The organism is Alteromonas sp. 5NS40-0096 (assembly GCF_057544385.1).
This window is the reverse complement of record NZ_BAAJLQ010000007.1, coordinates 98,927-123,885: the sequence shown is the minus strand read 5'-3', so window position 1 is coordinate 123,885 and position 24,959 is coordinate 98,927. Positions and strand designations below refer to the sequence as shown.

The 24,959-nt window shown below is 45.4% G+C and carries 22 protein-coding genes; 8 read left to right on the top strand and 14 right to left on the bottom strand.

Annotated features, from left to right (window positions below; genetic code table 11):
• The 3 genes from AC27G9_RS18620 to AC27G9_RS18610 form a co-directional block, all read right to left on the bottom strand.
• Entirely contained in the window at positions 1–1,284 is a 1,284-nt protein-coding gene (locus AC27G9_RS18620; RefSeq protein ID WP_487075991.1) for a YeaH/YhbH family protein, read from the bottom strand.
• A 29-nt stretch (positions 1,285–1,313) separates the two neighbouring features.
• The gene (locus AC27G9_RS18615; protein WP_487075990.1) at positions 1,314–3,236 is read right to left on the bottom strand and encodes a PrkA family serine protein kinase; all 1,923 of its coding nucleotides are present in this window, start codon (positions 3,234–3,236) and stop codon (positions 1,314–1,316) included.
• Positions 3,237–3,428: 192 nt separating this feature from the next.
• Complete coding sequence (locus AC27G9_RS18610) at positions 3,429–4,013, bottom strand: Fe-Mn family superoxide dismutase (protein ID WP_487075989.1); 585 nt, start codon at positions 4,011–4,013, stop codon at positions 3,429–3,431.
• Positions 4,014–4,352: 339 nt separating this feature from the next.
• On the opposite strand from AC27G9_RS18610, the gene AC27G9_RS18605 reads away from it, so the two are divergent.
• The 5 genes from AC27G9_RS18605 (at position 4,353) to AC27G9_RS18585 (ending at position 12,695) form a co-directional block, all read left to right on the top strand.
• The gene (locus AC27G9_RS18605; RefSeq protein ID WP_487075988.1) at positions 4,353–4,715 is read left to right on the top strand and encodes a Grx4 family monothiol glutaredoxin; all 363 of its coding nucleotides are present in this window, start codon (positions 4,353–4,355) and stop codon (positions 4,713–4,715) included.
• Positions 4,716–5,113: 398 nt separating this feature from the next.
• A complete protein-coding gene (locus AC27G9_RS18600; RefSeq protein WP_487075987.1) occupies positions 5,114–7,681 on the top strand; it encodes a TonB-dependent receptor plug domain-containing protein in 2,568 nt (855 codons plus the stop codon).
• A gap of 156 nt (positions 7,682–7,837) precedes the next feature.
• The gene (locus AC27G9_RS18595) at positions 7,838–8,407 is read left to right on the top strand and encodes an RNA polymerase sigma factor (protein WP_487075986.1); all 570 of its coding nucleotides are present in this window, start codon (positions 7,838–7,840) and stop codon (positions 8,405–8,407) included.
• A complete protein-coding gene (locus AC27G9_RS18590) occupies positions 8,404–9,459 on the top strand; it encodes a FecR family protein (RefSeq protein WP_487075985.1) in 1,056 nt (351 codons plus the stop codon). Before AC27G9_RS18595 ends, AC27G9_RS18590 begins: the two co-directional genes overlap by 4 nt.
• 410 nt (positions 9,460–9,869) lie before the next feature.
• Entirely contained in the window at positions 9,870–12,695 is a 2,826-nt protein-coding gene (locus tag AC27G9_RS18585; protein ID WP_487075984.1) for a TonB-dependent receptor plug domain-containing protein, read from the top strand.
• Between the two features lie 9 nt (positions 12,696–12,704).
• On the opposite strand, the gene AC27G9_RS18580 is transcribed toward AC27G9_RS18585, so the two are convergent.
• Entirely contained in the window at positions 12,705–12,899 is a 195-nt protein-coding gene (locus AC27G9_RS18580; RefSeq protein WP_487075983.1) for a bacterioferritin-associated ferredoxin, read from the bottom strand.
• Positions 12,900–13,140: 241 nt separating this feature from the next.
• Here AC27G9_RS18580 and AC27G9_RS18575 point away from each other — a divergent pair, with 241 nt between their 5' ends.
• A complete protein-coding gene (locus AC27G9_RS18575; protein ID WP_487075982.1) occupies positions 13,141–13,746 on the top strand; it encodes a peroxiredoxin in 606 nt (201 codons plus the stop codon).
• Between the two features lie 105 nt (positions 13,747–13,851).
• Here AC27G9_RS18575 and rnt read toward each other — a convergent pair whose 3' ends face one another.
• The gene (rnt, locus tag AC27G9_RS18570; RefSeq protein ID WP_487075981.1) at positions 13,852–14,481 is read right to left on the bottom strand and encodes a ribonuclease T; all 630 of its coding nucleotides are present in this window, start codon (positions 14,479–14,481) and stop codon (positions 13,852–13,854) included.
• A 307-nt stretch (positions 14,482–14,788) separates the two neighbouring features.
• Between rnt and AC27G9_RS18565 the strand changes: the two genes are divergently transcribed.
• Complete coding sequence (locus tag AC27G9_RS18565; RefSeq protein ID WP_487075980.1) at positions 14,789–15,652, top strand: flagellar protein MotY; 864 nt, start codon at positions 14,789–14,791, stop codon at positions 15,650–15,652.
• A 37-nt stretch (positions 15,653–15,689) separates the two neighbouring features.
• On the opposite strand, the gene glpQ is transcribed toward AC27G9_RS18565, so the two are convergent.
• Both glpQ and gloA read right to left on the bottom strand, forming a co-directional pair.
• Positions 15,690–16,682, bottom strand: coding sequence for a glycerophosphodiester phosphodiesterase (gene glpQ, locus AC27G9_RS18560; RefSeq protein WP_487075979.1), 993 nt, complete (start codon positions 16,680–16,682; stop codon positions 15,690–15,692).
• Positions 16,683–16,686: 4 nt separating this feature from the next.
• Positions 16,687–17,073 (bottom strand): lactoylglutathione lyase, encoded by a 387-nt coding sequence (gene gloA / locus AC27G9_RS18555; RefSeq protein ID WP_487075978.1) that lies wholly within the window; start codon positions 17,071–17,073, stop codon positions 16,687–16,689.
• A 52-nt stretch (positions 17,074–17,125) separates the two neighbouring features.
• On the opposite strand from gloA, the gene AC27G9_RS18550 reads away from it, so the two are divergent.
• Positions 17,126–18,157 carry an MBL fold metallo-hydrolase gene (locus AC27G9_RS18550; protein WP_487075977.1) on the top strand — a complete coding sequence of 344 codons (1,032 nt, stop codon included), beginning with the start codon at positions 17,126–17,128 and terminating at the stop codon, positions 18,155–18,157.
• A gap of 6 nt (positions 18,158–18,163) precedes the next feature.
• Here AC27G9_RS18550 and nth read toward each other — a convergent pair whose 3' ends face one another.
• Genes nth through rsxA form a run of 7 tightly spaced genes read right to left on the bottom strand, consistent with a single transcriptional unit; the run spans position 18,164 to position 24,891 of the window.
• Entirely contained in the window at positions 18,164–18,853 is a 690-nt protein-coding gene (gene nth, locus AC27G9_RS18545) for an endonuclease III (protein WP_487075976.1), read from the bottom strand.
• A gap of 21 nt (positions 18,854–18,874) precedes the next feature.
• Positions 18,875–19,567 (bottom strand): electron transport complex subunit E, encoded by a 693-nt coding sequence (locus AC27G9_RS18540; protein WP_487075975.1) that lies wholly within the window; start codon positions 19,565–19,567, stop codon positions 18,875–18,877.
• Between the two features lie 4 nt (positions 19,568–19,571).
• Positions 19,572–20,207 carry an electron transport complex subunit RsxG gene (rsxG, locus tag AC27G9_RS18535; RefSeq protein WP_487075974.1) on the bottom strand — a complete coding sequence of 212 codons (636 nt, stop codon included), beginning with the start codon at positions 20,205–20,207 and terminating at the stop codon, positions 19,572–19,574.
• Positions 20,204–21,298 carry an electron transport complex subunit RsxD gene (gene rsxD / locus AC27G9_RS18530; RefSeq protein WP_487075973.1) on the bottom strand — a complete coding sequence of 365 codons (1,095 nt, stop codon included), beginning with the start codon at positions 21,296–21,298 and terminating at the stop codon, positions 20,204–20,206. Before rsxD ends, rsxG begins: the two co-directional genes overlap by 4 nt.
• A 3-nt stretch (positions 21,299–21,301) precedes the next feature.
• Positions 21,302–23,746, bottom strand: coding sequence for an electron transport complex subunit RsxC (gene rsxC, locus AC27G9_RS18525; protein ID WP_487075972.1), 2,445 nt, complete (start codon positions 23,744–23,746; stop codon positions 21,302–21,304).
• Positions 23,747–24,310, bottom strand: a complete 564-nt coding sequence (gene rsxB, locus AC27G9_RS18520; protein ID WP_487075971.1) for an electron transport complex subunit RsxB — start codon at positions 24,308–24,310, stop codon at positions 23,747–23,749.
• The gene (gene rsxA / locus AC27G9_RS18515; RefSeq protein WP_487075970.1) at positions 24,310–24,891 is read right to left on the bottom strand and encodes an electron transport complex subunit RsxA; all 582 of its coding nucleotides are present in this window, start codon (positions 24,889–24,891) and stop codon (positions 24,310–24,312) included. Before rsxA ends, rsxB begins: the two co-directional genes overlap by 1 nt.
• Between the last annotated feature and the right edge of the window lie 68 nt (positions 24,892–24,959).

The window sequence follows — 24,959 nt, the reverse complement described above, 5'->3', positions numbered from 1 at the left end:
TTAAATCGACCTCAAGGTGTCACGATTTTTGTTAAACAACTCCCTAAATACTGGGTAAATATCGTTTACGTTTTGAATATGCGTGCACACAAAGTTTTCCGTGGACTCTGCGACTTTTTGATATTCACGCCACAAACTTTGATGCTGGCGTTCGGTAATTTCGATATAGGCGAAGTAGCGTGTCACTGGTAGCAAGCGTTTGGTCAGTAATTCACTGCATTGCGGCGAGTCATCAGCCCAATTGTCACCATCTGACGCTTGAGCCGCGTAAATATTCCAATCTCCTGTGAGATAGCGCTCTTGAACAATTTCATCCATCAACTTAAGAGCGCTGGACACTATGGTGCCACCGGTCTCTTGGGAGTAGAAAAATTCGTGCTCGTCCACTTCTTTTGCTTGAGTGTGGTGGCGGATATAAACGACCTCAACATTTTCATAGGTTCGTGTAAGAAAAAGGTACAGCAAAATGTAAAACCGCTTCGCCATGTCTTTTGTGGCTTGGTCCATAGAGCCTGACACATCCATCAAACAAAACATAACGGCTTTTGATGTTGGAATTGGACGCTTATCGAAATTTTTGAACCGCAAATCAAAGGTATCAATAAATGGCACGCCGGCGATCTTGCGTTTTAGTGCTTCGATTTCCAGCTCTAGGTCTCGTAATGCGAGAGTATTATCGTGTTTGTCTTCTCGAAGGGATTTCGCTTGTTCCTCGAGTTGCGCTAAACGCCGTTTGTCTCCAGCTGTCAACGCAATACGCCGTGCCACCGAGCCTTTTAACGATCTAACAATATCTAGGTTACTGGGTACACCATCGGTTTGGTAACCCGCTCGGTAAGTTTCATACTGGACGGTTTGGTCAAACTGACTCTGTTGCAAGTTTGGCAACTCCAGATCATCAAATAACAAGTCTAGATATTCATCCCTCGAAATAGAGAAAACAAAGTCGTCTTGGCCTTCACCGCTGTCGCTGGCTTCACCTTCGCCGCTGCCTTGCCCTTGCCCCTGTGGTGGGCGTTTTATACGGTCGCCAGCAGTGAATTGGTCGTTGCCGGGATGTACAAGGTCTCGTTTGCCCCCTTTTCCGGTATGAAAAAGAGGCTCTGAGATATCCCGAGTGGGAATACTGACTTTTTCGCCTGTTTCAACATCCGTGACAGAACGGTCACCCACTGCATCTGAAACGGCGCGCTTTATTTGCTCTTTGTAACGTCGAATAAAGCGTTGCCGATTGACAGTGCTTTTTCCCTTACTATTCAACCTGCGATCGATAAAATGCGCCATATTTACCTCTAATCAAAATGCTGACGTATCTAACTCGCCTTACGCACTCGCAAGTACCACTCACAAAGCAGTCTTACTTGTTTTTGGGTATAGCCTTTTTCCGTCATTCTGTTGACAAAGTCATCGTGTTTTTTCTTGTCTTCAGAACTGCCTTTCGTGTTAAACGATATGACAGGTAGTAAGTCTTCTGTGTTTGAGAACATTTTTTTCTCTATCACGGTTCTCAATTTTTCGTAACTAGTCCAAGTTGGGTTTTTGCCACTGTTGTTTGCCCTTGCGCGCAAAACAAAGTTAACAATCTCATTTCGAAAATCTTTGGGATTGCTGATACCTGCGGGTTTTTCCGTCTTTTCAAGTTCGGCGTTTAAAGACTCTCTATCAAAGAGTTGGCCAGTTTCAGGATCTCGATATTCTTGGTCTTGTATCCAAAAGTCAGCGTAAGTGACATACCGGTCAAACAAGTTTTGACCGTATTCTGAATACGATTCCAAGTAGGCGGTTTGAATTTCTTTACCGATAAACTCCACGTATCTCGGGATGAGATATCCCTTGAGAAATTCTTTGTATCGCTCAGCGGTGTCTTGTGGGAACTGTTCTCGCTCAATTTGCCGCTCTAAAACATAAAACAAGTGCACAGGGTTAGCGGCGACTTCTTGGTGATCGAAGTTGAATACACGTGACAAAATCTTGAAAGCGAATCGAGTTGAAAGGCCTTCCATGCCTTCGTCTACACCCGCATAGTCTCGGTATTCTTGATACGATTTCGCCTTGGGATCAGTATCTTTCAGACTCTCGCCATCATACACGCGCATCTTTGAATAAATACTGGAATTTTCCGGAGCGTGGAGGCGAGACAACACAGTGAATTGCGCCAAACATTCCAAAGTATCAGGTGCGCAAGGCGCGCCAGTTAACTCACTGTTGGCTATTAGCTTGTGATAAATACGCATCTCTTCAGACACTCGCAAGCAGTAGGGTACTTTGACAATGTAGACTCGGTCTAAAAACGCTTCGTTGTTTTTGTTATTTCGAAACGATTGCCATTCTGATTCATTAGAATGTGCCAAAATCAGGCCATCGAAGGGTAGGGCAGAAAATCCCTCAGTCGGATTGTAGTTGCCTTCTTGAGTTGCGGTAAGCAAAGGGTGAAGCACCTTGATTGGTGCTTTGAACATTTCAACAAATTCCATTACCCCTTGGTTGCCTTTACACAATGACCCAGAGTAACTATATGCATCGGGATCGTTCTGCGCGTACTGCTCCAGTTTGCGGATATCTACTTTACCAACCAGTGATGAAATATCTTGATTGTTTTCGTCCCCTGGCTCTGTTTTGGCGATGCCAACTTGGTCCAATATGGAGGGGTAGACCCTTACGACTTTAAACTGGCTGATGTCACCGTTGTATTCGTGCAGGCGTTTGCGTACCCAAGGCGACATAATGGTTTTCAGATATCGTTTGGGAATCCCATAATCCTTTTCTAAAATGTCGCCATCTTCTCCAGCATCGAATAGGCAAAATGGATGGTCGTTTACCGGTGAGCCTTTAAGTGCATAGATAGGAACTCTTTGCATAAGCTCTTTTAAACGCTCGGCCAGTGATGACTTACCTCCACCTACAGGCCCCAGTAAATAAAGGATTTGTTTTTTCTCTTCAAGGCCTTGCGCGGCATGTTTGAGATAGGAAACAATCTGTTCAATTGCTTCTTCCATACCGTAAAATTCACTGAATGCGGGATAACGTGCGATAACGCGATTGGAAAAAATTCGACTCAGCGCGGGATCGGTGGCCGTATCAATCATTTCTGGTTCACCGATGGCATTGAGTAACCGTTCCGCCGAGTTGGCGTAAGAGAGTGGCTCTTTTTTGCAGATATCGAGGAATTCTTGAAGTGTAAACTCTTCTTCCTTGTGTTCCTCGTAGCGTTGTTGATATTTTTCGAAAATACCCATTTTGACCCCTTTGAAGAAACCGAGCGCTTATTTAAAGCTTAGTCGGTATTTACAAAAGGGTGAGGTAATTTATCGAATAAATTTAGAAATTTAGCGTTATTGAATATAACAAATAATGGTATTGCTATAATTCGATGAATATAAAAAAGCCCCGCTATTGCAGGGCTTTTGAAACGTGTTTATTCGCTGAAATTAAGCACCGAAGTTTTCCGCTGCGAAAGACCAGTTTGCAAGTGCCCAGAAACCTTCAAGGTACTTAGGACGAACATTGCGGTAGTCGATGTAATAAGCGTGCTCCCACAGGTCTACAGTAAGAAGTGGCGTAACACCTTCTTCAGTGATAGGTGTTGCTGCATTGCTCGTGTTCACGATGTCTAAGCCACCGTCGGCAGTTTTTACCAACCAAGTCCAGCTAGAACCGAAGTTGTTTACTGCCTTGTCGTTGAAAGCCGCTTGGAAGTCAGCAAAAGAACCCCATTTTGCGTTGATAGCGTCGGCCAGTGCGCCAGTTGGCTCGCCACCACCGTTTGGACTTAGGCTGTTCCAGTAGAACGTGTGGTTCCAAATTTGGGCTGCGTTATTGAAAACACCACCTTCAGAAGATTTTACGATCTCTTCTAGGCTTTTGCTTTCAAGCTCAGTACCTTCGATCAAACCGTTCAACTTAGTAACGTAAGTTGCGTGGTGTTTACCGTGGTGAAAATCCAATGTTTCAGCAGAGATATGTGGTTCAAGCGCGTTTTTTTCATACGGTAATGCTGGTAATTCAAAAGCCATTGTCGGTCTCCATATAGGTCGTGATATATTGCATTTTCTTCACCAAGGCAGTGGGATTGTGCCGAGTCTCAGTGTTGATTCCTGCAACGAGTTTGTAGATATAGGGTCGAATTGTAGTAATCCAACAAAATTTTTCAATATTTCAAAGTTCGCTTAACCCTATATTTCATAAGGTTTTACAGCGTTTTTAAGCAATTTTATGATGTATAGCATAGTTTGCTTAACTAAGATCAAATTTCAACAAAAGATATTAAAAATGTCTAAGCATTGTGCTTGATTTTGCGTGTACAGAGCCCATATTAATGCCAGCAATAGATCATTTACTCTAGTGAGGAAGATATGGAACCCACTGAAAACCAAGATACGGTTGAAAGAATTAAAGAGCAAATCGCTGAGAATCCAATCCTTTTATATATGAAAGGATCACCAAAGCTACCAAGTTGCGGATTCTCATCTCAGGCGTCACAAGCCTTAATGTCGTGTGGCGAACCATTTGCCTATGTCGATATTTTGCAGAATCCAGATATTCGCGCAGAACTGCCTAAGTATGCCAATTGGCCAACCTTTCCTCAGTTATGGGTTGATGGTGAACTAGTGGGCGGGTGTGACATTATTTTGGAAATGTTCCAACAAGGTGAGTTGCAACCTCTGATAAAAGAAACCGCCGAAAAATATAACGACGACCAGCCGTCGGCTGAATAGTCAAACGATGAAATGAAAAAAACCTGCTTTCGCAGGTTTTTTTATGGCTGATTTTCATACGAGAACAAAATCAGTGATTTTCAGAAAAAAATTGTGTGGTCAGAAGGCCACAATTGTATTCACTAATTAAAGGTGATTACGGCGAAAATGGGGGCATTTTCGCAAGGCATAAACTCCCCTAATTATCTATATAGACAAGCCACAAAATGAAATCCTCTACGGCTTGAAAAAATATTTTTATTTTCTTATTTTTTGTTTGTTTTCAATGGTTTTAAGCGCTATAAGAATTGATGTCAACCTAGTTGATAAGTGTTGTAGTGAATAAAAATTAAATAGGTTCACGGCCAAAATTTGTTGTGTTTTTGACTGTAGAAACCAAGCTATCCATGGAAACCATTATGAGAACTTCAGAGTCATTACTGACTAAACAATTACGCCTTGCTTTGGGTGCAACCGCTGCGCTCAGTTTGGTTGCTATTGCGCCTGCAAATGCACAAGAAGCCGAAGGTGAAGCCAAAGACGTAGAAAAAATTGCTGTCGTAGGTACACGTGCAGCGCCTCGCTCCGTCGCAGATTCTTCAGTACCTATCGATATCATCGGTGATGAAGAATTTGCTAATCAAGGTTCGACCGACATGGTGTCGATGCTGCAAACCATCGTGCCTTCTTTCAACGTAAACGACCAACCAATCAATGATGCTTCGACATTAGTTCGTCCTGCCAACTTACGTGGTATGGCATCTGACCACACCTTGGTGTTGGTAAACGGTAAGCGTCGCCATCGTTCTGCAGTTATCACCTTTCTTGGTGGCGGCTTATCTGATGGTGCGCAAGGCCCAGACATCTCTGTAATTCCAGCAATCGCATTGAAGCAGGTTGAGGTATTGAGAGACGGCGCTGCTGCTCAGTACGGTTCGGATGCTATCGCCGGCGTAGTAAACTTTGTATTAAAAGACAACACCGAAGGCGGTGCAGTAGAAGTACGTACTGGCTCGTATTATGAAGGTGACGGTGATTTATACCAGATCGCGGCTAACGTAGGCGTGCCTTTGTCAGACAATGGTTTTGCAAACTTCAGTGCGGAGTACCGTACTGCTGACGATACTTCTCGTAGTGTTCAACGTGACGATGCTGCTGCGCTAATTGCCGCAGGTAACACAGCAGTTGCTGACCCAGCGCAAATCTGGGGTAGCCCAGAAATCAAACACGACATTAAATTGTTCGCAAATTTAGGCCTAGAGTTGAACGACAACGCCGAAGCTTACTTGTTCGGTAACTACGCTGAGCGTGAAGTTGAAGGTGGCTTCTACTTCCGTAATCCTCATAACCGCGGTGGTGTTTATGATGGTGGCACGAATGCCGATGGCGAACAGCTACTCCTGGTTGGCGATTTGACCGCAGACGGCACTGGCAACTGCCCAACGGACATCGTAGTAGGTGCTAACGTATTACAAAACCAAACGTATATCGACCAAGTTGCAAATAACCCAGACTGTTTTGCATTCAATGAGATTTTGCCAGGCGGTTTTACTCCTCGTTTTGGTGGTACGGTCAAAGACTCTTCAATCGTATTTGGTACCAGAGGTGAATTTGGTAATGAGTGGGGCTATGACGTCAGTGTTAATTTAGGTCAGAACGAGATTGATTTTGCTATCTCAAACACAATTAACCCATCTCTAGGTCCAGATACACCACTTGAATTTAGCCCGGGTAAATATATCCAATCAGAACAAACGTTTGACTTTGATCTAACCAAACCCATTGACATCGGTTTAGATGAGCCATTGTTCTTAGCGGGTGGTTTCCAGTATCGCAACGAGTCTTACGAGAGCATCGCAGGCGACCCTGCGTCGTATGAAATTGGTCCTTTGGCTTCACAAGGCTTTGGTATCGGTTCAAACGGCTTCCCTGGCCTATCTGCTCGTAGCCAAGGTAAAGCTTCAAGAAATAACATCGCGCTTTATTTAGATGCTGAAGCGTATCTAACGGAAGACTTCTTACTAACGGCTGCAATTCGTTACGAAGATTTCTCTGACTTTGGTAACACCACAAAAGGGAAAGTGTCTTTCCGTTATCAAATGCTAGATAACATCGCGTTACGTGGTGCCTATTCCACAGGCTTTAAAGCACCCACTATTGGTCAGAGTAATGTACGAAACGTAACAACGGCATTTGGTACCGATGGTCGTCTTATCGACCGTGCAACGCTTCCGCCAACAGACCCAATTGCAGCACAGGTTGGTGGTGAGCCACTTCAACCTGAAGAGTCTGAAAGCTTCAGCTTTGGTGTCGTAGCTAACTTCGATAATGGCTTGTTCATTACCGCCGATTACTACAACATCGAAGTTACAGACCGCATTAGTACCGTATCGGGTATTGCTCTGACGCAGGATGATATTGACGCATTGTTGGCTCGTGGCATTCGCGATGCTTCAAGCTTCTCAGAAGTAAGCTATTTTGCAAATGACTTCGATACGACAACGAAAGGTGTAGATATCGTAGCGAACTACGGCATGGAAATGTTCGGTGGTGATACCAAGTTCTCGTTGGCATACAACTGGACATCGACAACCGTAGACCAAGCATCTGAGTTTATTTCAGCTGATCGTATTCGAATGATCGAAGACAACTTGCCTGCAGTGCGTTATAGCTTAACAGCTAACCACAATAACGGTGACTGGCGCTTCCTCAGCCGCCTGAACTACACAGGTAGCATCTTTGAAGATCACTTGGATTCTGGCTTGCCAATTGACAAAGTAGGCTCTGAGTTTACTTTGGATTTGGAAGTGGGTTACCACGTAACAGATAACTTGGAACTCGTTGTTGGTGCGAAGAACGCCTTGGATGAAGATCCAGATCGCAACACGCTCTATGACAACGAAATTGCAGGTTCAGCATTCCCAACCACGTCTCCCATTGGGATTAATGGTGGCTTCTACTATCTAAGAGGCTTATACACCTTTTAATTGATTGGTCACCTGGGGGCGATTTTCGCCCCCTTTTTTGTTAGGATGGCAGTGACAGAAAAGTAGAACAATCTCAGTGTCTCACTTTGCAATAATATCCGACAAAATAATAACATGGGTTTGTAAAGTATTTGATACGACTAGGTCAGGATGAATATGACGAGAAAGTCGACACTTGCTGTAACTTATTTAAAGTATCGCTCGAAATTAATGCGGGCGGTTGGGGCGATTGTGCCCTCTGAAGATATCGAAGATATTGTTCAGGAAACATTTATTAAAAGTTACGAAGCGGACCTTAAACAAGAAATCCGCTACGAACGCACATACATGCTCAAAACTGCTCGTAACCTCGCATTGAATCACGTTACACGTGCCGAAAATGTACAAAGCGACCAGTTGGATGACATGGATACATTACCTCACGAATTGGTGGGGTATACATTAGAAAAAAATGTAGAAAGCAAAGAACGCTTTTTGAACTTTTGCCGAGCAACAGACACACTCTCTGCTGATGTGAAACGAGTGTTTTTGTTAAAAAAGGTGTATGGCAAAAGCCAACGAGAAATCGCAGAACTCCTTGGATTGAGCGAGAGCACAGTAGAAAAACATGTTGCCAAAGGCTTGTTACTCTGTTCCCGCTATTTAAAACAATTATCACAACAAGGCACCGGAAGTTCGGATAATCCGAGTGGTCGTGCTGAATTAAGAGATGGAATCAATCCATGAGTAATGTTCACAGTTTTAGTACTCGCGAGGACATACACGAGCAAGCGTGCGTTTGGGTTAGCCGAATGGATCGCGGCTTGAGCGATGCAGAACAAACTGAATTGTCACAATGGGCTGCGAAGAGTAACGCCAATAGAGAAGCGCTGTTTGAAGTGGCTAGCTTGTGGGATGACATGTCAGTGATGCATGAGCTTAGTGGATTGTTTCCACTCAATACTTCAAATGAAGCCGCTTCGACACCAGTGTTCCGAGCGTCTCGCTGGCAAGTCGCTGCGAGTATTGCGTTTTTGTTTATGGCAATTGGCGGCATTTTTTCGTCCAGTTGGCAAACTACGCCTGAAGCTTTAGCCGTCGCTGCGCAACGGGCTTCAACTCAAGTGGGCGAGCAGAAAAACATCACCTTATCCGACGGCTCGGTTGTGCATCTAAATACAGACTCAGTGGTCAGTATTGCGTACTCCGATGAAGAGCGTCGTATTACGCTGCTACAAGGCGAGGCTTATTTCGATGTTGCTCACGAGACAACTCGCCCGTTTGTCGTTGCTGCGGGAGCAAATACCGTAACGGCGGTTGGAACGGCATTTAACGTCGAGATCGTCGAGGATGCTAGCTTCGAGCTAGTGGTGACTGAGGGCAGAGTATTAGTGCAAGACAGGGCAGTGCAACGAGCAGATGAAGACGCTAAAATTCTGACGGGGCAGCGCGCCATCATTGATGAAGGTCTACTCGTTTTCTCTGGCGAAAAAGCCATTGTTAAGAAGGCAATCACGCAGCGTCAAAACGTATCAAGCGAATATATGGAAGATGATTTGGCTTGGCAAAAAGGTATGTTGGTGTTCAAAGGTGAACCTCTAGACAGTGTTTTGGAGGAGATCACGCGCTATACACCGGTACACTTCCAGATTACTGATGAGGCGTTGAAATCCCGACGTGTTGCTGGTTACTTCAAAGTCGGTGATATTGAGGCTTTGTTAAGTGCGCTAGAAAACAGTTTTTCTATTCAACATGAGCGGGTGTCAGAGCTCACGATATTGCTTTCAGAGGGAGCGTAGCGCTCCCTTTTTAACGCTTGTCTTAAGATTACGGCCTACTGACGGCTTTCTTCTCCCTTTTTATTGTCTTTGATACCGCTATCATGTAGCTTTTACTTTTATATTCTAAAGAACCGAATGCTCCCATAAATATTGGCACTTAGACCGATTAGGGATTTGCAGTACAAGAAAAATAACAATGATACGGTTTACGTTTAATTCGTGTTTAATCAGGAATAATTGGCTAGAACAGTTCGCTGTAGGCAGCGTCTGGGTCAGCTCTCCTAATTGCCTGTTGAAAGGGGAGCAAATCTGGCGTGGTATTCGGAGTACACTACTTGATGGTAGGTAGGTTTTCTCGCGCGCAATTCAAAATTAACAGGTTGTGGATTGCAACGTGCGTGCTTTTCTTTAGTTCCTTTTGTGCCGCAATGGCTCAAGAGGCAGACTTCGCTATTCCTGCTCAACGCGCAGATACTGCTCTTACTCTTTTTGCTAGGCAGGCCAACATCACCTTATTGTTCCCATTCGATGAAGCGGAACAAGAGAATACCCAAGCTTTGGTTGGAGTCTATTCTCACTTCGATGGCCTTACTAAGTTACTTCACGGCACGTCTTTAATTGTAGTACGTGACGATAAAGGTTTACTTAGCGTACAAGCCACCCCTGTACCAAGTGATAGCGAATTACCTGTCATCACCGTTAACAACGATGAAGACGATATTCTGATGAATGCTATTGAGCAGATTGCCGTTGTGGGCAGCAGAAGTTCCCCAAGAACAGTTGTCTCTTCATCTGTACCCATCGATATTATTGGTAATGCTAAATTGCTTGAACAAGGTGATAGTGACGTCCTCAGCATGCTGAGTAACCTTGTGCCCTCGCTTAACGTCAATGATCAATCGATTAACGATGCAGCTAGTTTAGTACGTCCGGCAAACCTTAGGGGTATGGCGTCTGACCATACTTTGATACTGGTAAATGGCAAGCGAAGGCATAGAAGCGCTGCGATAACTTTCCTAGGAGGCGGGTTGTCCGATGGTGCGCAGGGCCCCGACGTGTCGGTATTACCAGCCTCGGCTGTAAAACAAGTAGAAGTCCTCAGAGATGGCGCTGCTGCCCAATATGGTTCAGACGCTATTGCAGGCGTAATCAATTTCGTCCTCAACGATGCCAATTCTGGTGGTAGCGTAGCCGTCCGTGGCGGCCAGTTTTTCCAGGGAGATGGTGAGGATTTCCAATTCCGCGCCAATATTGGTTTGCCTTTGGGAGAAGATGGCTTTGCTAATTTAAGTGCGGAATTCCGTCAAAGGAATGATACTAATCGGGCACTACAACGGGCAGACGCTCAACAACTAGTCAACGGTGGCAATGAGTTTGTGCAAAATCCAGCCCAATATTGGGGGACGTTAGACGTTGATGGCGATGTAAAACTCGCGGCCAACCTTGGCTCTCAACTCAATGAGCAAACCAGTTGGTATGCGTTTTCAAATTTTGCTCGCAGAGAAATAGAAGGGGGGTTTTACTTTCGTCATCCCCATTTTCGCAGAGGAGTCTTTGCCGATCCCCAATCAACAGCAGAGAATACGCGGCTATTGGTCGGTGATCTCGATGGACTCAATCAAGGGTTGAGTTGCCCTGACGTGTTCATCACTGATGACAATGTACTCGATGACCCCAACTATTTGTTGATAGCTGACAATACGACGGCACTAGGGCGCAATTGTTTTGCATTTAACGAAGTGTTACCCGGCGGTTTTGCTCCTCGGTTTGGGGGCCGTGTTGAAGACGCGGCGATGAGTATTGGAGTGAAAGGGTATACGCCTTCAGAGTGGGCTTACGATATCAGCATTGGCCTGGGCTATTCCAATATCGATTATTTGATTTCTAACACAGTGAACCCATCCCTAGGACCTGATTCTCCTACGTCTTTTAATCCAGGAGGCGCTCGCCAAGTAGAGCGTAGCATTAATCTTGATGTCAGAAAGTTCTTAGATCTTGGGTGGCATGAAGCCGTCAATTTTGCTGCGGGTATCGAATGGCGAAAGGAGAGCTATCATCAAAAAGCAGGAGAACTCAACTCCTATGAGGTTGGTTTTCTAGCCATGGAGCCCGATACCGGTTTAAGCCAAGGTTTCAGTGTTGGCTCGAACGGCTTTCCTGGATACACGCCGCAATCTGCAGGCGATTGGAGCCGCACGAACTGGGCGGTGTACATCGATGTCGAGACCTATCTCAAGGAATCTTTACTCGTCGGTACTGCACTTCGATATGAACACTTCAATGACTTCGGCTCGACATTTGAGGGGAAACTTACTGCGCGTTATGAGTTGAACGACCAGCTATCTTTTAGGAGTTCAATCAGTACGGGATTCAAGGCGCCGACGGTGGGGCAGAGCAATGTCATTAATGTAACAACGGCATTTTCCGCTCGAGGGTTGGAAGATCAAGCAACCTTACCGCCGACCAACCCTATTTCTGAACAAGTGGGGGCGACGCCATTGCGCCCAGAAGAGTCGGTGAATAAGAGTATTGGTATGGTTTACTACTGGAACGATGCTTTTTTCGTAACGATGGATTATTTTCATATTACATTACACGACCGCATTAGCACGACATCGGCTATCCAACTTACCGAAAGTGATGTTAATAGCCTAGTGGAACAAGGTGTACCTGCTAACCAGATATTCGAAAGTGTGAAATTTTTCACTAATGACTTCGATACGACAACTCAGGGCGTCGATATCGTGTTGAACTACGAGTTTGCCACTGGCAACATCGAGAATACATTGTCGACTTCCTTCAACTGGACCCATACTAACGTTGACAGAGTGACACTGTATCCTAGGCTTAATGAATCCGGCGGTATCGATTTCGTTTCAAACTTGGCACCGTCGCGTATCAGAATGCTTGAGGAAAACTTACCTGACTTTAGGGTTGTAATGGCGTTGACACAGAATTACAAAGCCTACAGTGCTCTTTGGCGAGTGCGTTACTTCTCTGAGTTTTACGAAGACCATCTCGATGCTGCTGCAGGGCTTGATATTGAGGGGAGTGCAGAAATAGTGGTCGATTTGGAATTGAGCTATCAATTCGCCGAAGATTGGAAATTCACAATTGGTGCACAGAACTTGTTTGACAATCGACCGTCTCTGAACCCATTTAGTGATGTTGCGGGTGCAAGATACCCTCCAACGTCTCCGCTAGGGATGAATGGCGGTTATTACTACGCTCAACTGAAATATGAATTTGATTAGAGTGGCTAGCTAGCCCACGTTCTTGAAAAGGGATTCGTCGATGATAGTAGAATCGATGATTTGCTGCGCCATTTGCACGCATTTTCCACACTGAGTACCAAGTTCTAATGTTTGACGTAACTCACGCAAATTGCCCACGCCGTTCTCTTCAACAGCTTGCTTAATTGCTTTGTCTGTTACACCGAAACACATACAAACGTACATAAGGTTACCTCAATACTTCAACGCAAATGATAATAATTGTTATTTTCCAACCGATCAAGATTTAATTGCGAATAATTTTTATTTAGAAACGCGTTTTCTTAAAGGTCGTGATTTAAGTCAATGGTTTTGCAATTATTTTGTCTGCTCAGACTTGTATTCTCTAAATAAGAACCAATATGACTAATTGAGAATCGGGAGGAGTCCTCTCTCCCATATAACAACAGAAAACATTGGAGCAATCATGAGTGTTTTAGTAGGTCGTCCAGCACCGGATTTTACAGCTGCAGCCGTTCTTGGCAGTGGTGAAATTGTTGATTCATTCACGTTAAGTGAAGCAATAAAAGGCAAAAAAGCCGTTGTATTTTTCTACCCATTGGACTTCACATTCGTTTGTCCATCTGAACTAATCGCTTTTGATAAGCGTTTCGAAGAATTCCAAAAACGTGGTGTTGAGGTAATCGGTGTGTCTATCGATTCTCAATTCAGCCACAACGCATGGCGTAACACGCCAGTCAACGAAGGCGGTATTGGTCCAGTTCAATACACTTTGGTTGCTGACGTTAAACACGAAATTTGTCAGGCGTATGACGTAGAGCACCCAGAAGATGGCGTTGCATTCCGTGGCTCATTCCTAATCGATGCGGATGGTCTTGTGCGTCACCAAGTTGTTAATGATTTACCACTAGGTCGTAACGTCGACGAAATGTTACGTATGGTTGATGCTTTGGCATTCCACGAAGAACACGGTGAAGTTTGCCCTGCAGGTTGGACTGAAGGCAAATCAGGTATGGACGCAAGTCCAGAAGGTGTTGCTAAGTACCTAGCTGAAAAAGCAGAAGAACTATAATCTCACGCTTTATTTTTATTCAAAAAGCCTGACTATCGTCAGGCTTTTTTGTTTTTATCGATGTCCCGCGATAGCAATGCAAAAACTCGCTATCTGACGCGTCTATTACTCAGCCACAGGCCAGCCACCGAGTGCTTTGTAACGATTTACCATATAGCAGAACAACTCAGCGGTTTTCTCTGCATCGTATAGTGCTGAGTGGGCTTCTTTTTGATCAAATGCTATTTTCGCCGCTTGGCAAGCTTTAACAAGTACAGTTTGGCCCAGTGTCAATCCGGCCAAGCTAGTTGTATCAAATGACACAAATGGGTGAAAGGGAGTACGTTTTATACCACTTCTTTCGATAGCTGCGTTGACAAAACCCTGATCAAAGGTCGCGTTATGAGCGACGATAACTGAACGTTGACAATCGGCATCCTTTTGCAATTTTCTAATCGATTTACACAAATCTTTCATTGCATCCGATTCTTCTACCGCGCCGCGCAATGAACAAAATGGATCTATACCATTAAAATCCAGTGCCGCTTGTTCAAGATTGGCACCCTCAAACGGTACAACATGACGATGGAAGGTTTTATCTGGCACTAGGTTGCCGTTTTCATCCATCTTTAGTGTTACCGCTGCGATTTCTAAAAGGGCGTCCTGGTTGGCATTGAAACCAGCCGTTTCGACATCGATAACGACGGGAAAATAGCCACGGAAGCGCTGTGACAATACATGTTGCTGTTTTGACATCTTGTTGGGTTTTGCTCTTATGTGATGTGAGGCATGTGCCGGTAAATATTAATTATCGCATATTGCGCGGCGTAACACATCTTTCTACCAGGCCCAAATTCGCGATAAATAGCATTGGCGCAAATCGAGACTTTTGGCACAATGAACGAGGCGCTTTGTCCTTTTTTGTAAGACTTGTCTGTGTAAATCTTGGCAAAAGTAAACAATTGTTAGCGTCACCGTATTGTTTAGACCAATGAGCACGAGCAATATGGTCTAAACTTTTCGCGCCAACGGACGATAACTCTGTTGAAGTGGAGGCTTTTTAATGCGTCGAATATTAATCAGTTTAGTTGCCGTGATCTCTTTGTCTAGTCACGGAGCAATGCGGCAGTATGCTGCAACAATAGAAAATTCTGAATGGCAGGTGACCCAGCAAAATCGTCTAGCCTGTACTCTTTCTCATCCTATTCCGGGTTACGGCGACGCGCTATTTACGAGTGTAGCCTCAAAACAGCTCAATATGGAGTTTGAGTTAGACATGTTGTTGCTCCCCAAGAAATTTGGCGTTGCAGCTGTGTATTCAATGCCTCCAAGCTGGATGCCCGGACATAGCCGCAAGACGATTGCAGATATGACTATCCGCACACAGTACGATGGCGATTTGCCCGAACAAGCCGCATGGACCATGCTGTCTGAGTTAGAAAAAGGGTATTGGCCAACACTTTACTATCAAGATTGGTACAACCAATACGACAAAGTTTCAGTGGGCTTAAATGCCGCTAACTTTGCGTCTAGCTACCGCGATTTTGTTCAATGTGTATCTAATCTTTTGCCGTACAGCTTTGAGGATATCGCTTACACTGTTTTGAGTTATGAAAAAAATAGTGTGGAGTTGACGAAGTACTCAAAGAAACGCTTGGCGATGATCGGCGACTACCTCAAAGAGGATAACGAGCTGGAGTTGGTTCTATTAGATGGCTACACCGATAGTTACGGTGGTAGATGGAACAATGAACAGCTGTCAATTCGGCGTGCTAATGTCGTCAAGGATTACTTTGCTTCCATGGGCGTGCCAATGGACCGTATTGCCGTAACAGGCCATGGAGAAAAACGTCACATCTCGCCGAATACAAATAGCCGAAGTCGAGCGCAAAACCGCCGTGTTGTCGTCAGACTAACCAAGTCATAACAAAAGGGAGCTTACGCTCCCTTTTTCATCAAAGCACTTACTTGTTTAAAAATTGCTTTACAGGCGGTACCTGATCGGTAAATACACCATCCGCCTTAACCTTGTCCACCAGAATATCGAGTAGCATAGTTCCGCTTATACCCTGCGGTAGGGCATCGATACGATAGGTATAGGGATGAACTTTCAATCCCAATGATTGGGCTTCTTTCAGCCAGAGTTGGGGCACAACCTGTCCTTGTGCCAATTTAGGCATATCGACAAGCTGAACGATCCAAGGGCCGACACCTTGAGCAACGCTGGCAACCGATGCTAACCCTTCTGATGTCCTCAACCAGTCGTAATCTGTGGGAGATTCTGCCCAACTGTTTTCTGCTATCAGTTGAACTAGTTTCATTTTTGCGCCTAGTTCATGTCGAATTCGACGGAGCTCTTCATGGTCAAAACACTGGACATAAATCGGTGCATCAGGCGAATCAAGACCGTATTGTCTCAATAGCTCAATCACAATTGAACTGATATCGATGCCCTGTTCGCGATGCCAGGCTGGGGATTTGATTTCCGGGTAAAAACCAATATTTTGTCCCGTCAGTCGATTGAGCTGGGAAATCAATTCAATATGCTCTTTCAATGTGGCGATTTGAAATGACGCATCGCCTTGATAGCGACTGGGGAAGACAGGATTACCTTGTTTGTCAGTACGTTCGTGAACGTTCAGCGTTCGCAATTCTTTTAAGGTAAAGTCCAGAGCATAAAACCTACCATCTTCTCGCGCTCTTCCGGGATATTTTTGCTCCACGTCGGTAACGGTTTCTAAATGAATGTCGTGAAGGACAATGGGGACGAGATCTTTGCTGAGAACGATATCTTGTTCAATAAAAGTAGGTGACTGCGCATGGGCGAGGGTAGCCGCCTCTAACGTATGCTCAGGAAGATAGCCTGAAGCTCCTCGGTGGGCAATGACATCAAAGGCGTGAGCCTTACTCACGCTGGCAATGAGACAAATACCTGCAAACAAAATACGTGGCTTCATTTGGTTATTCACCTTCTTGAATTAACTCGATAGCGTAGCCATCTGGGTCGCGAACAAATGCGATTACCGTTGAACCACCTTTCACCGGGCCCGGCTCTCGGTAAACTTCAGCTCCCTTAGCTTTAAGTTGTTCGCAGAACGTATAGATATCATCCACAGCGAAAGCCGTATGGCCGTATGCTGTGCCCATATCGTAATCGTGTTCTCCCCAATTGTGAGTTAATTCAATTACTGCCTGACTTTGCTCGTCACCGTACCCGACAAACGCTAAAGTATATTGATATTCCTTGTTTTCACTCTGGCGTAAAAGCGTCATGCCCATGGTATCAACATAAAACGATAACGACTTTTCAAGGTCTTTTACGCGTAACATAGTGTGTAACATTCTCATCCGGCAACTCCGTTAATTTTCAATAGCGTAACTTCAGTTATAGCCCTTAAGTATGACAGTTTTCGCGGTGCAGAGCTGTATTTTAGCGATTTACGGTGTATTTTTTGAGTTTGGTACAGCAATCGTGTGTGCTCGGGAAGAAGATATGACGTTTTACGGTCACTTCAATAGTGATAAAAAAGGAGCTTACATGAGATTCATCAGCGCGATCAGTTTTGTTTTATTTTCGCAAGCCGGACTTGCCAATGTGTGTGATGACGTTGAGGTTCAAGTGCTCGGTAGTGGCGGCCCAGAACTCAACGATGGCAGAGCCTCGTCTTCCTATTTAATTTGGTACAAAGGCGAGTCTCGGGTGCTTGTCGACACGGGCTCGGGGAGCAGTGTGCAGTTTGATCATGCCCATGGCGATATGAATACACTCGACGCGATTGTGTTTAGCCACTTTCATTCCGATCACAGCGCCGATTTTGCTTCTTACATTAAGGGCGCTTTTTTTACTCCCCGTGATAAGCCGCTTGTCATCGCGGGCCCCAGTGGGAATAGACTGATGCCTTCGACGACCCAATTTGTTGATAGACAAATTGGTGAATCTGGCGCGTTTCAGTATCTTGCTGATAACCTTGACGATACACAACAACAATATCCTATACGCGTTGTCAATCAGCCGGCCAACCGCATCAGTGAAGAAGTGAGTATTTCCTCGACGATACGCATTCAATCTTTACCAGTGGAACACGGTCCGATAGCGGCTGTGGCTTGGAAAATCAATGTGGCAGGGTGTGTAATTACTTACACAGGTGATATGAATGGCACGAACAAAGATTTCGCTGCATTTTCTCGTAATGCCGATCTCGCCATTATGCATGCGGCGATCGATGAACACGCTTCGGGCGTAGCGACAAGGCTACATATGCGTCCATCAGACATTGCAGCTATCGCTAATGACAGTGCTGCTAAACGCATTCTCTTGTCTCATTTTATGAATCGAAGTGCCCCTCAGCGAGAGGCGATTCGGGCGCTAGTGGCGAAAGAAACAGGCAAACCAGTTTTACTGGCAGAAGATTTGATGAAAGTCCAATTATAAGCCTTGCTATTTTTTCTTTTTGGCCTGCTCTTTTAGCACTTGGTTGATGAAACTCTTTCTGCCGAATTGACGGGTAATCAAACATTTGTCGAGGGAAAAACCTCGAGCAGGGCAGTACTCACGGCCGTAGAAAATAATTTGAAGGTGCAAGTCGTTCCACTTTTCTTTTGGAAATAATCGTTTGGCGTCGCGTTCCGTTTGTTCAACGCTCTTACCATTAGACAAACCCCAGCGATACATCAATCGGTGAATGTGAGTGTCTACTGGAAATGCTGGTACGCCGAAAGCCTGTGCCATCACGACAGAGGCTGTTTTATGGCCGACTCCTGGCATGGCTTCTAGTGCTTTGAAGTCTTGTGGCACCTCGCCATTGTGCTGCTTGATAATCATATCTGATAAGTGCCAGATGCCTTTCGACTTCATTGGAGATAAGCCACAGGGCCTGATTATCTCTTTGATTTCGTCAATGCTCATTAAAACCATATCGAACGGGTTATCGGCCCTGGCAAAGAGTTTAGGCGTGATTTGATTCACGCGTTCATCGGTACACTGAGCCGACAACAACACTGCAACTAACAAAGTGTATGGGTCTTTGTGATCGAGGGGGATAGGAACTTCAGGGTAAAGCGCTTCTAGAATTCGAATTATCTCTGTGACTTTCTCTGCTTTGGAGATTGGCTTGTCTGTGTTAGTCATAATCAATAGCGAGGTCTTATTTTAGTTTTCAGCAGTAACACGAGCACGAGACACCTTCTCTACCGCTACTTGTTGTTGACTTGCAATGTGGTTATCGATCGCGTTTTTCGCCGCTATGATAAAACCCATCCCCAGAAAAGCGCCGGGTGGCAAAATAGCCAATAAAAATGGCTGCTCTGTTGTAAACAGTTGAATCTCAATAACCTGCGCCCAATCACCGAGTAGTCGATCTGCACCGCTGAACAAGGTACCTGCGCCCAATATTTCTCGGATGGCTCCGAGCAACATCAATACAGCGGTAAAACCGGCTCCCATCACTAAACCATCGTAAGCAGCGGGTAGGGGATTGTTTTTCGAGGCAAACGCTTCTGCGCGACCGATAATCGCACAATTCGTAACAATCAAAGGAATGAATATACCTAACGCTAGATACAAGTCATATGTGAACGCGTTCATCAGTAGTTGAACGATTGTCACGAAGGCAGCAATAATCATGACAAACACCGGAATACGAATCTCATTGGGCACGTAGTTTCTTACTAGGGAGACAGTGACATTAGACCCAATGAGTACCAAGGTCGTTGCTAAGCCTAGGCCTAAACCATTTATCAAGGTCGCTGTAACGGCTAAGAGAGGACATAACCCCAACAACTGAACCAGTGCTGGGTTGTTTTTCCAAAGACCTTCTATCGTTAGGTTCTGATAATCTACCACGGATTTACTCCTTCGCTGGGCAGCTAGTTTGCGCAGAAAGTAATTGGCTCATGTTGTCATGAACAAATCTGGCGGTGTTTGCGACACTGCCAACAACCGCCCTCGGTGTGATAGTTGCGCCAGTAAATTGGTCAAACTGCCCACCATCCTTTTTGACCTGCCACTGTCGTGCATTGTCATCGGAAAAGGTTTTGTTGGAGAAACTTAAAATCCAGTCACTCACCGCTAGATCTATTTTATCTCCCAGCCCTGGGGTTTCTTTGTGTTCAATCACGCGAGTACCGAGAATCTCTAAGTCTAGGGTAATGCCGACAATCATTTTAATCTGCCCACTGTAACCATTTGGCGCAATCGTAGTGACGACAAAACCCACGGGCTCGTCTTGTCGTTTTGCTCGATAAATGGTTTGTGCTTCAGTGCTCCCCAGAAGTGGTGAGGACAATTGAATACAATCGTCTAAGATCGCGTTGTCATGCCTGTCTTGAGGAAAGACTTCATTGATAAGCGATTTTAACTTATGTGCTTGTTGAGTCTCAATCCGCGATTTGGTACTGAAATGAGTGACTGCAATGAGACCTGTTGTAATCACCGCAAATAATCCCAGCAGGGCACCGTTACGAACAATAGATTTATCGATCATGAGTTGGAGTTCCTCGCGGATTTTGCTTTATGACCATATGTCCTTGGCTGGGTATAATAATCGATCAAAGGGACGGCCATATTCATGATAATAACCGCAAAGGCGACAGCGTCTGGATACCCACCAAAGTTTCGAATGATTACAATCCAAAACCCTATCATGGCACCAAATACAATTCGGCCCCTTGGTGTAGTCGAGGCGGAAACAGGATCCGTTGCGATGAAAAAAGCGCCGATAAAAACACTGCCGTTAAGCAGGTGAAACAAAGGCGAGGCAAAAAGATCGCTGTCATAACCAAAGAACAGCAAAGATAACACGGCTACGCTGCACACTAGGCTCACTGGGATTTGCCAGCTGATAACACGAATCTTCAGAAGATATAGGCCACCAAGCAAGTAACCCATGCTCACCCAAGCCCAACCCACTCCTGCAGCGTTGATCGTATCTTGATTGAACAGTGACGTAGACAATACTTCACCGTAGGTTTGCTGGTTTGCTAATCCAGTTTTGACTGCATCCAATGGCGTAGCCATTGTGGTGCCGTCGGCTATCACTCGCAACTGTTGAATATCATAGCCGGACTGGGTGAAATTGCTGAATATCACCATTGCCGTATCAACAAAATTGGCCTCGTAATACATCAGGCTGTTTGGTGGTAACCACATTGTCATCGCCGCGGGAAAGGAGATCAGCAGTACGACATACCCAACCATCGCAGGGTTGAACATATTAAATCCAAGGCCACCATACAGCTGCTTGACAATGATGATAGCAAAAGCGGTTCCCAGGACTGTCATCCACCAAGGTAAAAGTGGAGGAATACTGACGGCAATGAGTAATCCTGTTAAAACGGCACTGTAGTCACTCAGTGTACGCTCTATATTTTTCTTCCGTATAAACAGCAAAAGCGCTTCGGCAGCAACGGCGGTGAGGGTCGCTAAAATACATTGGATAATGACACCAAAACCGAAGAAATAGGTTTGCAAGGCTATTCCCGGTAGCATGGCATAGATGACAAGCCGCATTACCTGGCCTGTATCGCGTTTCACTCGTTGGTGTGGAGAGCTATTGAGCTTTAGCGTTGGTATCATTTACTACTCTTTCTCGCTAGATTGTTGCTGTCGAGCTAATTTTTTCGCTTTTGCCTTCGCTACGGCAGCCGCAATTTTGGCTTGTTTGTCGTCATCTGCCACTTGCCTGACTTTGGATGAGACCTCATCTTTTTTGGCTTTGTTCGCCTTGGCTTTCGCGACGGCGGCAGCAATTTTAGCTTGCTTATCATCCAATTCTATTTTTGACTCGTCTGTCTCTTGCTCACTTGTTGGTGCATCAGATGCGTTTGCAACCTCTTCACTGCTTGAAGAAGGCAATAGTTCAGCAGCTTGTTGCTCCTCAGATGAGCGATTCTTTTTGGCTTTTGCCCTAGCAACAGCAGCGGCAATCTTTGCTTTTTTCTCTTCGTCAGACGTTTTTGAGATGCTCGGTTCTGGTTCCGCATTTACAGTCGCTGGCGAAGCCGTGTCATTATTCGGGTCTTGCTCAGTCTCTACGCGTTTGGCTTTTTGTTCCGACGCAGCCACTTTTGTCAGTTTATCTGTTTGAGCGTTGGTGGCGCTATCTTCGCTGACGTCATCAGCTGTTTGGTTCGCTTCGTGCTCGGCTTGTTTTGCTTTCGCCTTTGCAATCGCAGCGGCTATTTTGGCTTTCTTGTCTGGTTGTTCGTTAACCTTTTCGCTGGCATCGTTTTGTTGCGTCTGCGCCGCATCTTGCGCTTTCTTGGCTTTTGCCCTGGCGATAATAGCCGCAGCTTTTGCTTTATTATCTTCGTTTTGGGCAGTTGCAGAGTGACTTGTTGCCTCTTGAGCTTCGGCGGTTAGGGCATCTGTTTGTTGCGCTTTTTTTGCTTTTGCGCGGGCGATTGCTGCAGCGACATTTGATTTCGTTTGCGTGTTTGACGCGCTAACCTCGTCGTTAGACTGTGCTTTTTTGGCTTTTGCCCGAGCTAGTGCAGCGGCGACTTTGTCTGAAGGGCCTTTAGTTTGTGACCCTTGCTGGGCTTTCTTACGAGCCTCTGCCGCCAAACGGTGTTTCTCTTCTCGTTCTTTTTTATCTCGCTCTAAACGATCGTTACGAGATTCGAATCGGGCTTTTGCCTTTTCGGCTTTACTCTTTTCATCACGCTGAATACGAATTTCCGACTTCGCTTTACGATAATAATGAACTAAGGGGATCTCACTTGGACATACATACGCACAAGCGCCGCATTCAATACAATCAAACAAATTGTATTCTTGTACTTTGTCGTGATCACTGGCTTTTGCATACCAATACATTTGTTGGGGTAACAGGCTGACCGGACAGGCGTCTGCACACTCACTACAACGAATGCAGGCTCGCTCATCATCACCGTTGGTCAATTCGTCCTTTCCCGGCACGAGTAAGCAGTTTGTCGTTTTGACTACAGGTACCTCTGCCGTAGGAACAGCGAACCCCATCATAGGGCCACCCATAATCACTTGTGGGACCGCCTGTTTGGCTGGCGCATAACCGGCTTGTTGCAAAAGGTGGCCTACAGGTGTGCCCAACAGTGCCCAAAAATTTTGTGGTGCAGAGACGGCGTTACCTGTCACGGTAACTACACGCTCAACTAAGGGTTTTCCATTGTAAATGGCGTCAGCAACAGCGTAGCAGGTGCCAACGTTGAACATGACTATGCCAATATCAGCAGGTAATCCATCTCCCGGTACCTCGCGATTGGTCAATACCTGAATCAGTTGTTTTTCGCCGCCCGCAGGGTATTTGGTCGGCACGGAGACAACAAGGAAATCGTCTTTGCCTTGGCAGGCTATCTGCATCGCCTTTATGGCTTCGGGTTTATTGTCTTCAATGGCGACAATGGTCATTTTGGGTTGTGCAATATGAGCCAGTACATCAATACCTTGGCGAATCTGCCACGCGTGCTCGCGCATGAGCCTGTCATCCGAAGTGATGTAGGGCTCGCATTCAATACCGTTGACGATTAGGAATTCAACGGGCTTCGACGCATTTGCTTTGATGTGTGTTGGAAAGCCAGCTCCACCCATTCCGCTGATACCCGCTTCACAAATCGCTGCGACAATAATGTCATTTGGCATTTGTTGGAAATCTGAGACTGCCTGTAATTCACACCATTCGTCTTTGCCATCTGGCGCAATAACGACGGTGAGCTCTGTCAAACCGCTTGGATGCGCGACTATCCTGTTCTCTATCGCAATAATATCGCCAGAAGTTGGCGCGTGAACAGGGACAGCAAAAGGTTGCGCGCTATGAGTTAACTTTTGGCCTTTGAGTACGTGTTCGCCAACGCTCACCAACAACCTGCCTTCTACACCTATGTGTTGTTTTACTGGCAGAATTAATTGTTCTGGCATGTCGCAACGGCCAATTGAAGCTTGGTTTGAAGGGTATTTCTTCTCTTCGGGGTGGACACCGCCAGGGAAGTCCCACAAACGCCCTTTTGCTAATCTTTCGACAATGGTATCGAATTCTTCGATTCTCATTTAAGACACCATTTTCACAGGAATATTACCTTTACTTGTTTGCTCAAAGTCCCATTTCCAAGAGTTTGTCGTCGGTTCAATTTCAACCATATCAATGCAGTCTACTGGGCATGGGTCTACGCACAAATCACAACCTGTACATTCGTCGACAATGACTGTATGCATGTGTTTAGCCGCGCCCAAGATGGCATCTACTGGGCAGGCTTGAATACATTTGGTACAACCAATGCATTCGTCCTCACGGATGTAGGCAACTTTCTTTTTATCTTCCTCACCATGCGCGGCATCTAGTGGTATTGCCTCTACGCCCATCAGGTCAGCTAAGCGCTTAATGGTTGCTTCACCGCCAGGAGGACATTTGTTGATTTCATCACCGTTAGCAATGGCTTCTGCATAAGGTTTACAGCCTGGGTAACCACATTGTCCACATTGCGTTTGTGGCAGAATTTCATCTATTTGATCGACAAGCGGATCCCCTTCTACTTTGAAGCGAATCGCGGCGTATCCCAATATTAATCCAAAGATAAGTGCCAACAGGCCAATGACGGAAACGGCGCTAAACATCAGAATTTCACCAATCCACTAAAGCCCATAAATGCGAGAGACATTAAGCCCGCAGTAATCATAGCAATAGACGCACCTTTAAAGGGGGAGGGCACATCCGCCGCGGCAAGGCGTTCCCGCATCGCGGCGAACAATACGAGTACAAGAGAGAAACCTGCAGCGGCACCGAATCCGTATATAAGGCTCTCAATGAGGTTGTGTTGTTCGGTTAAGTTCAACAGTGCAACGCCGAGCACCGCGCAGTTGGTCGTTATTAGCGGTAAAAATATTCCGAGTAAGCGGTACAAGGTTGGGCTTGTCTTGTGCACCACCATTTCCGTAAATTGGACGACAACAGCAATAACGAGAATAAACGCCAGTGTTCTCAAGTAACCAATACCTAACGGTTGCAGAATATAGGATTCAACTAAGTAACTTGAGACTGATGCAAGAGTTAGAACAAAGGTGGTCGCCAACGACATTCCAATCGCTGTCTCAAGCTTTCCCGATACGCCCATAAACGGGCACAGGCCTAAAAATTTAACAAGAACAAAGTTATTGACCAGCACGGTACCAATCAATAAAAGGAAAAAATCTGTCATTTACCCACTATTAATCATTGTGATTGTGTTTGCTGCTTTTACTTGGCGTTTTACGCAGGAAGTAAAAT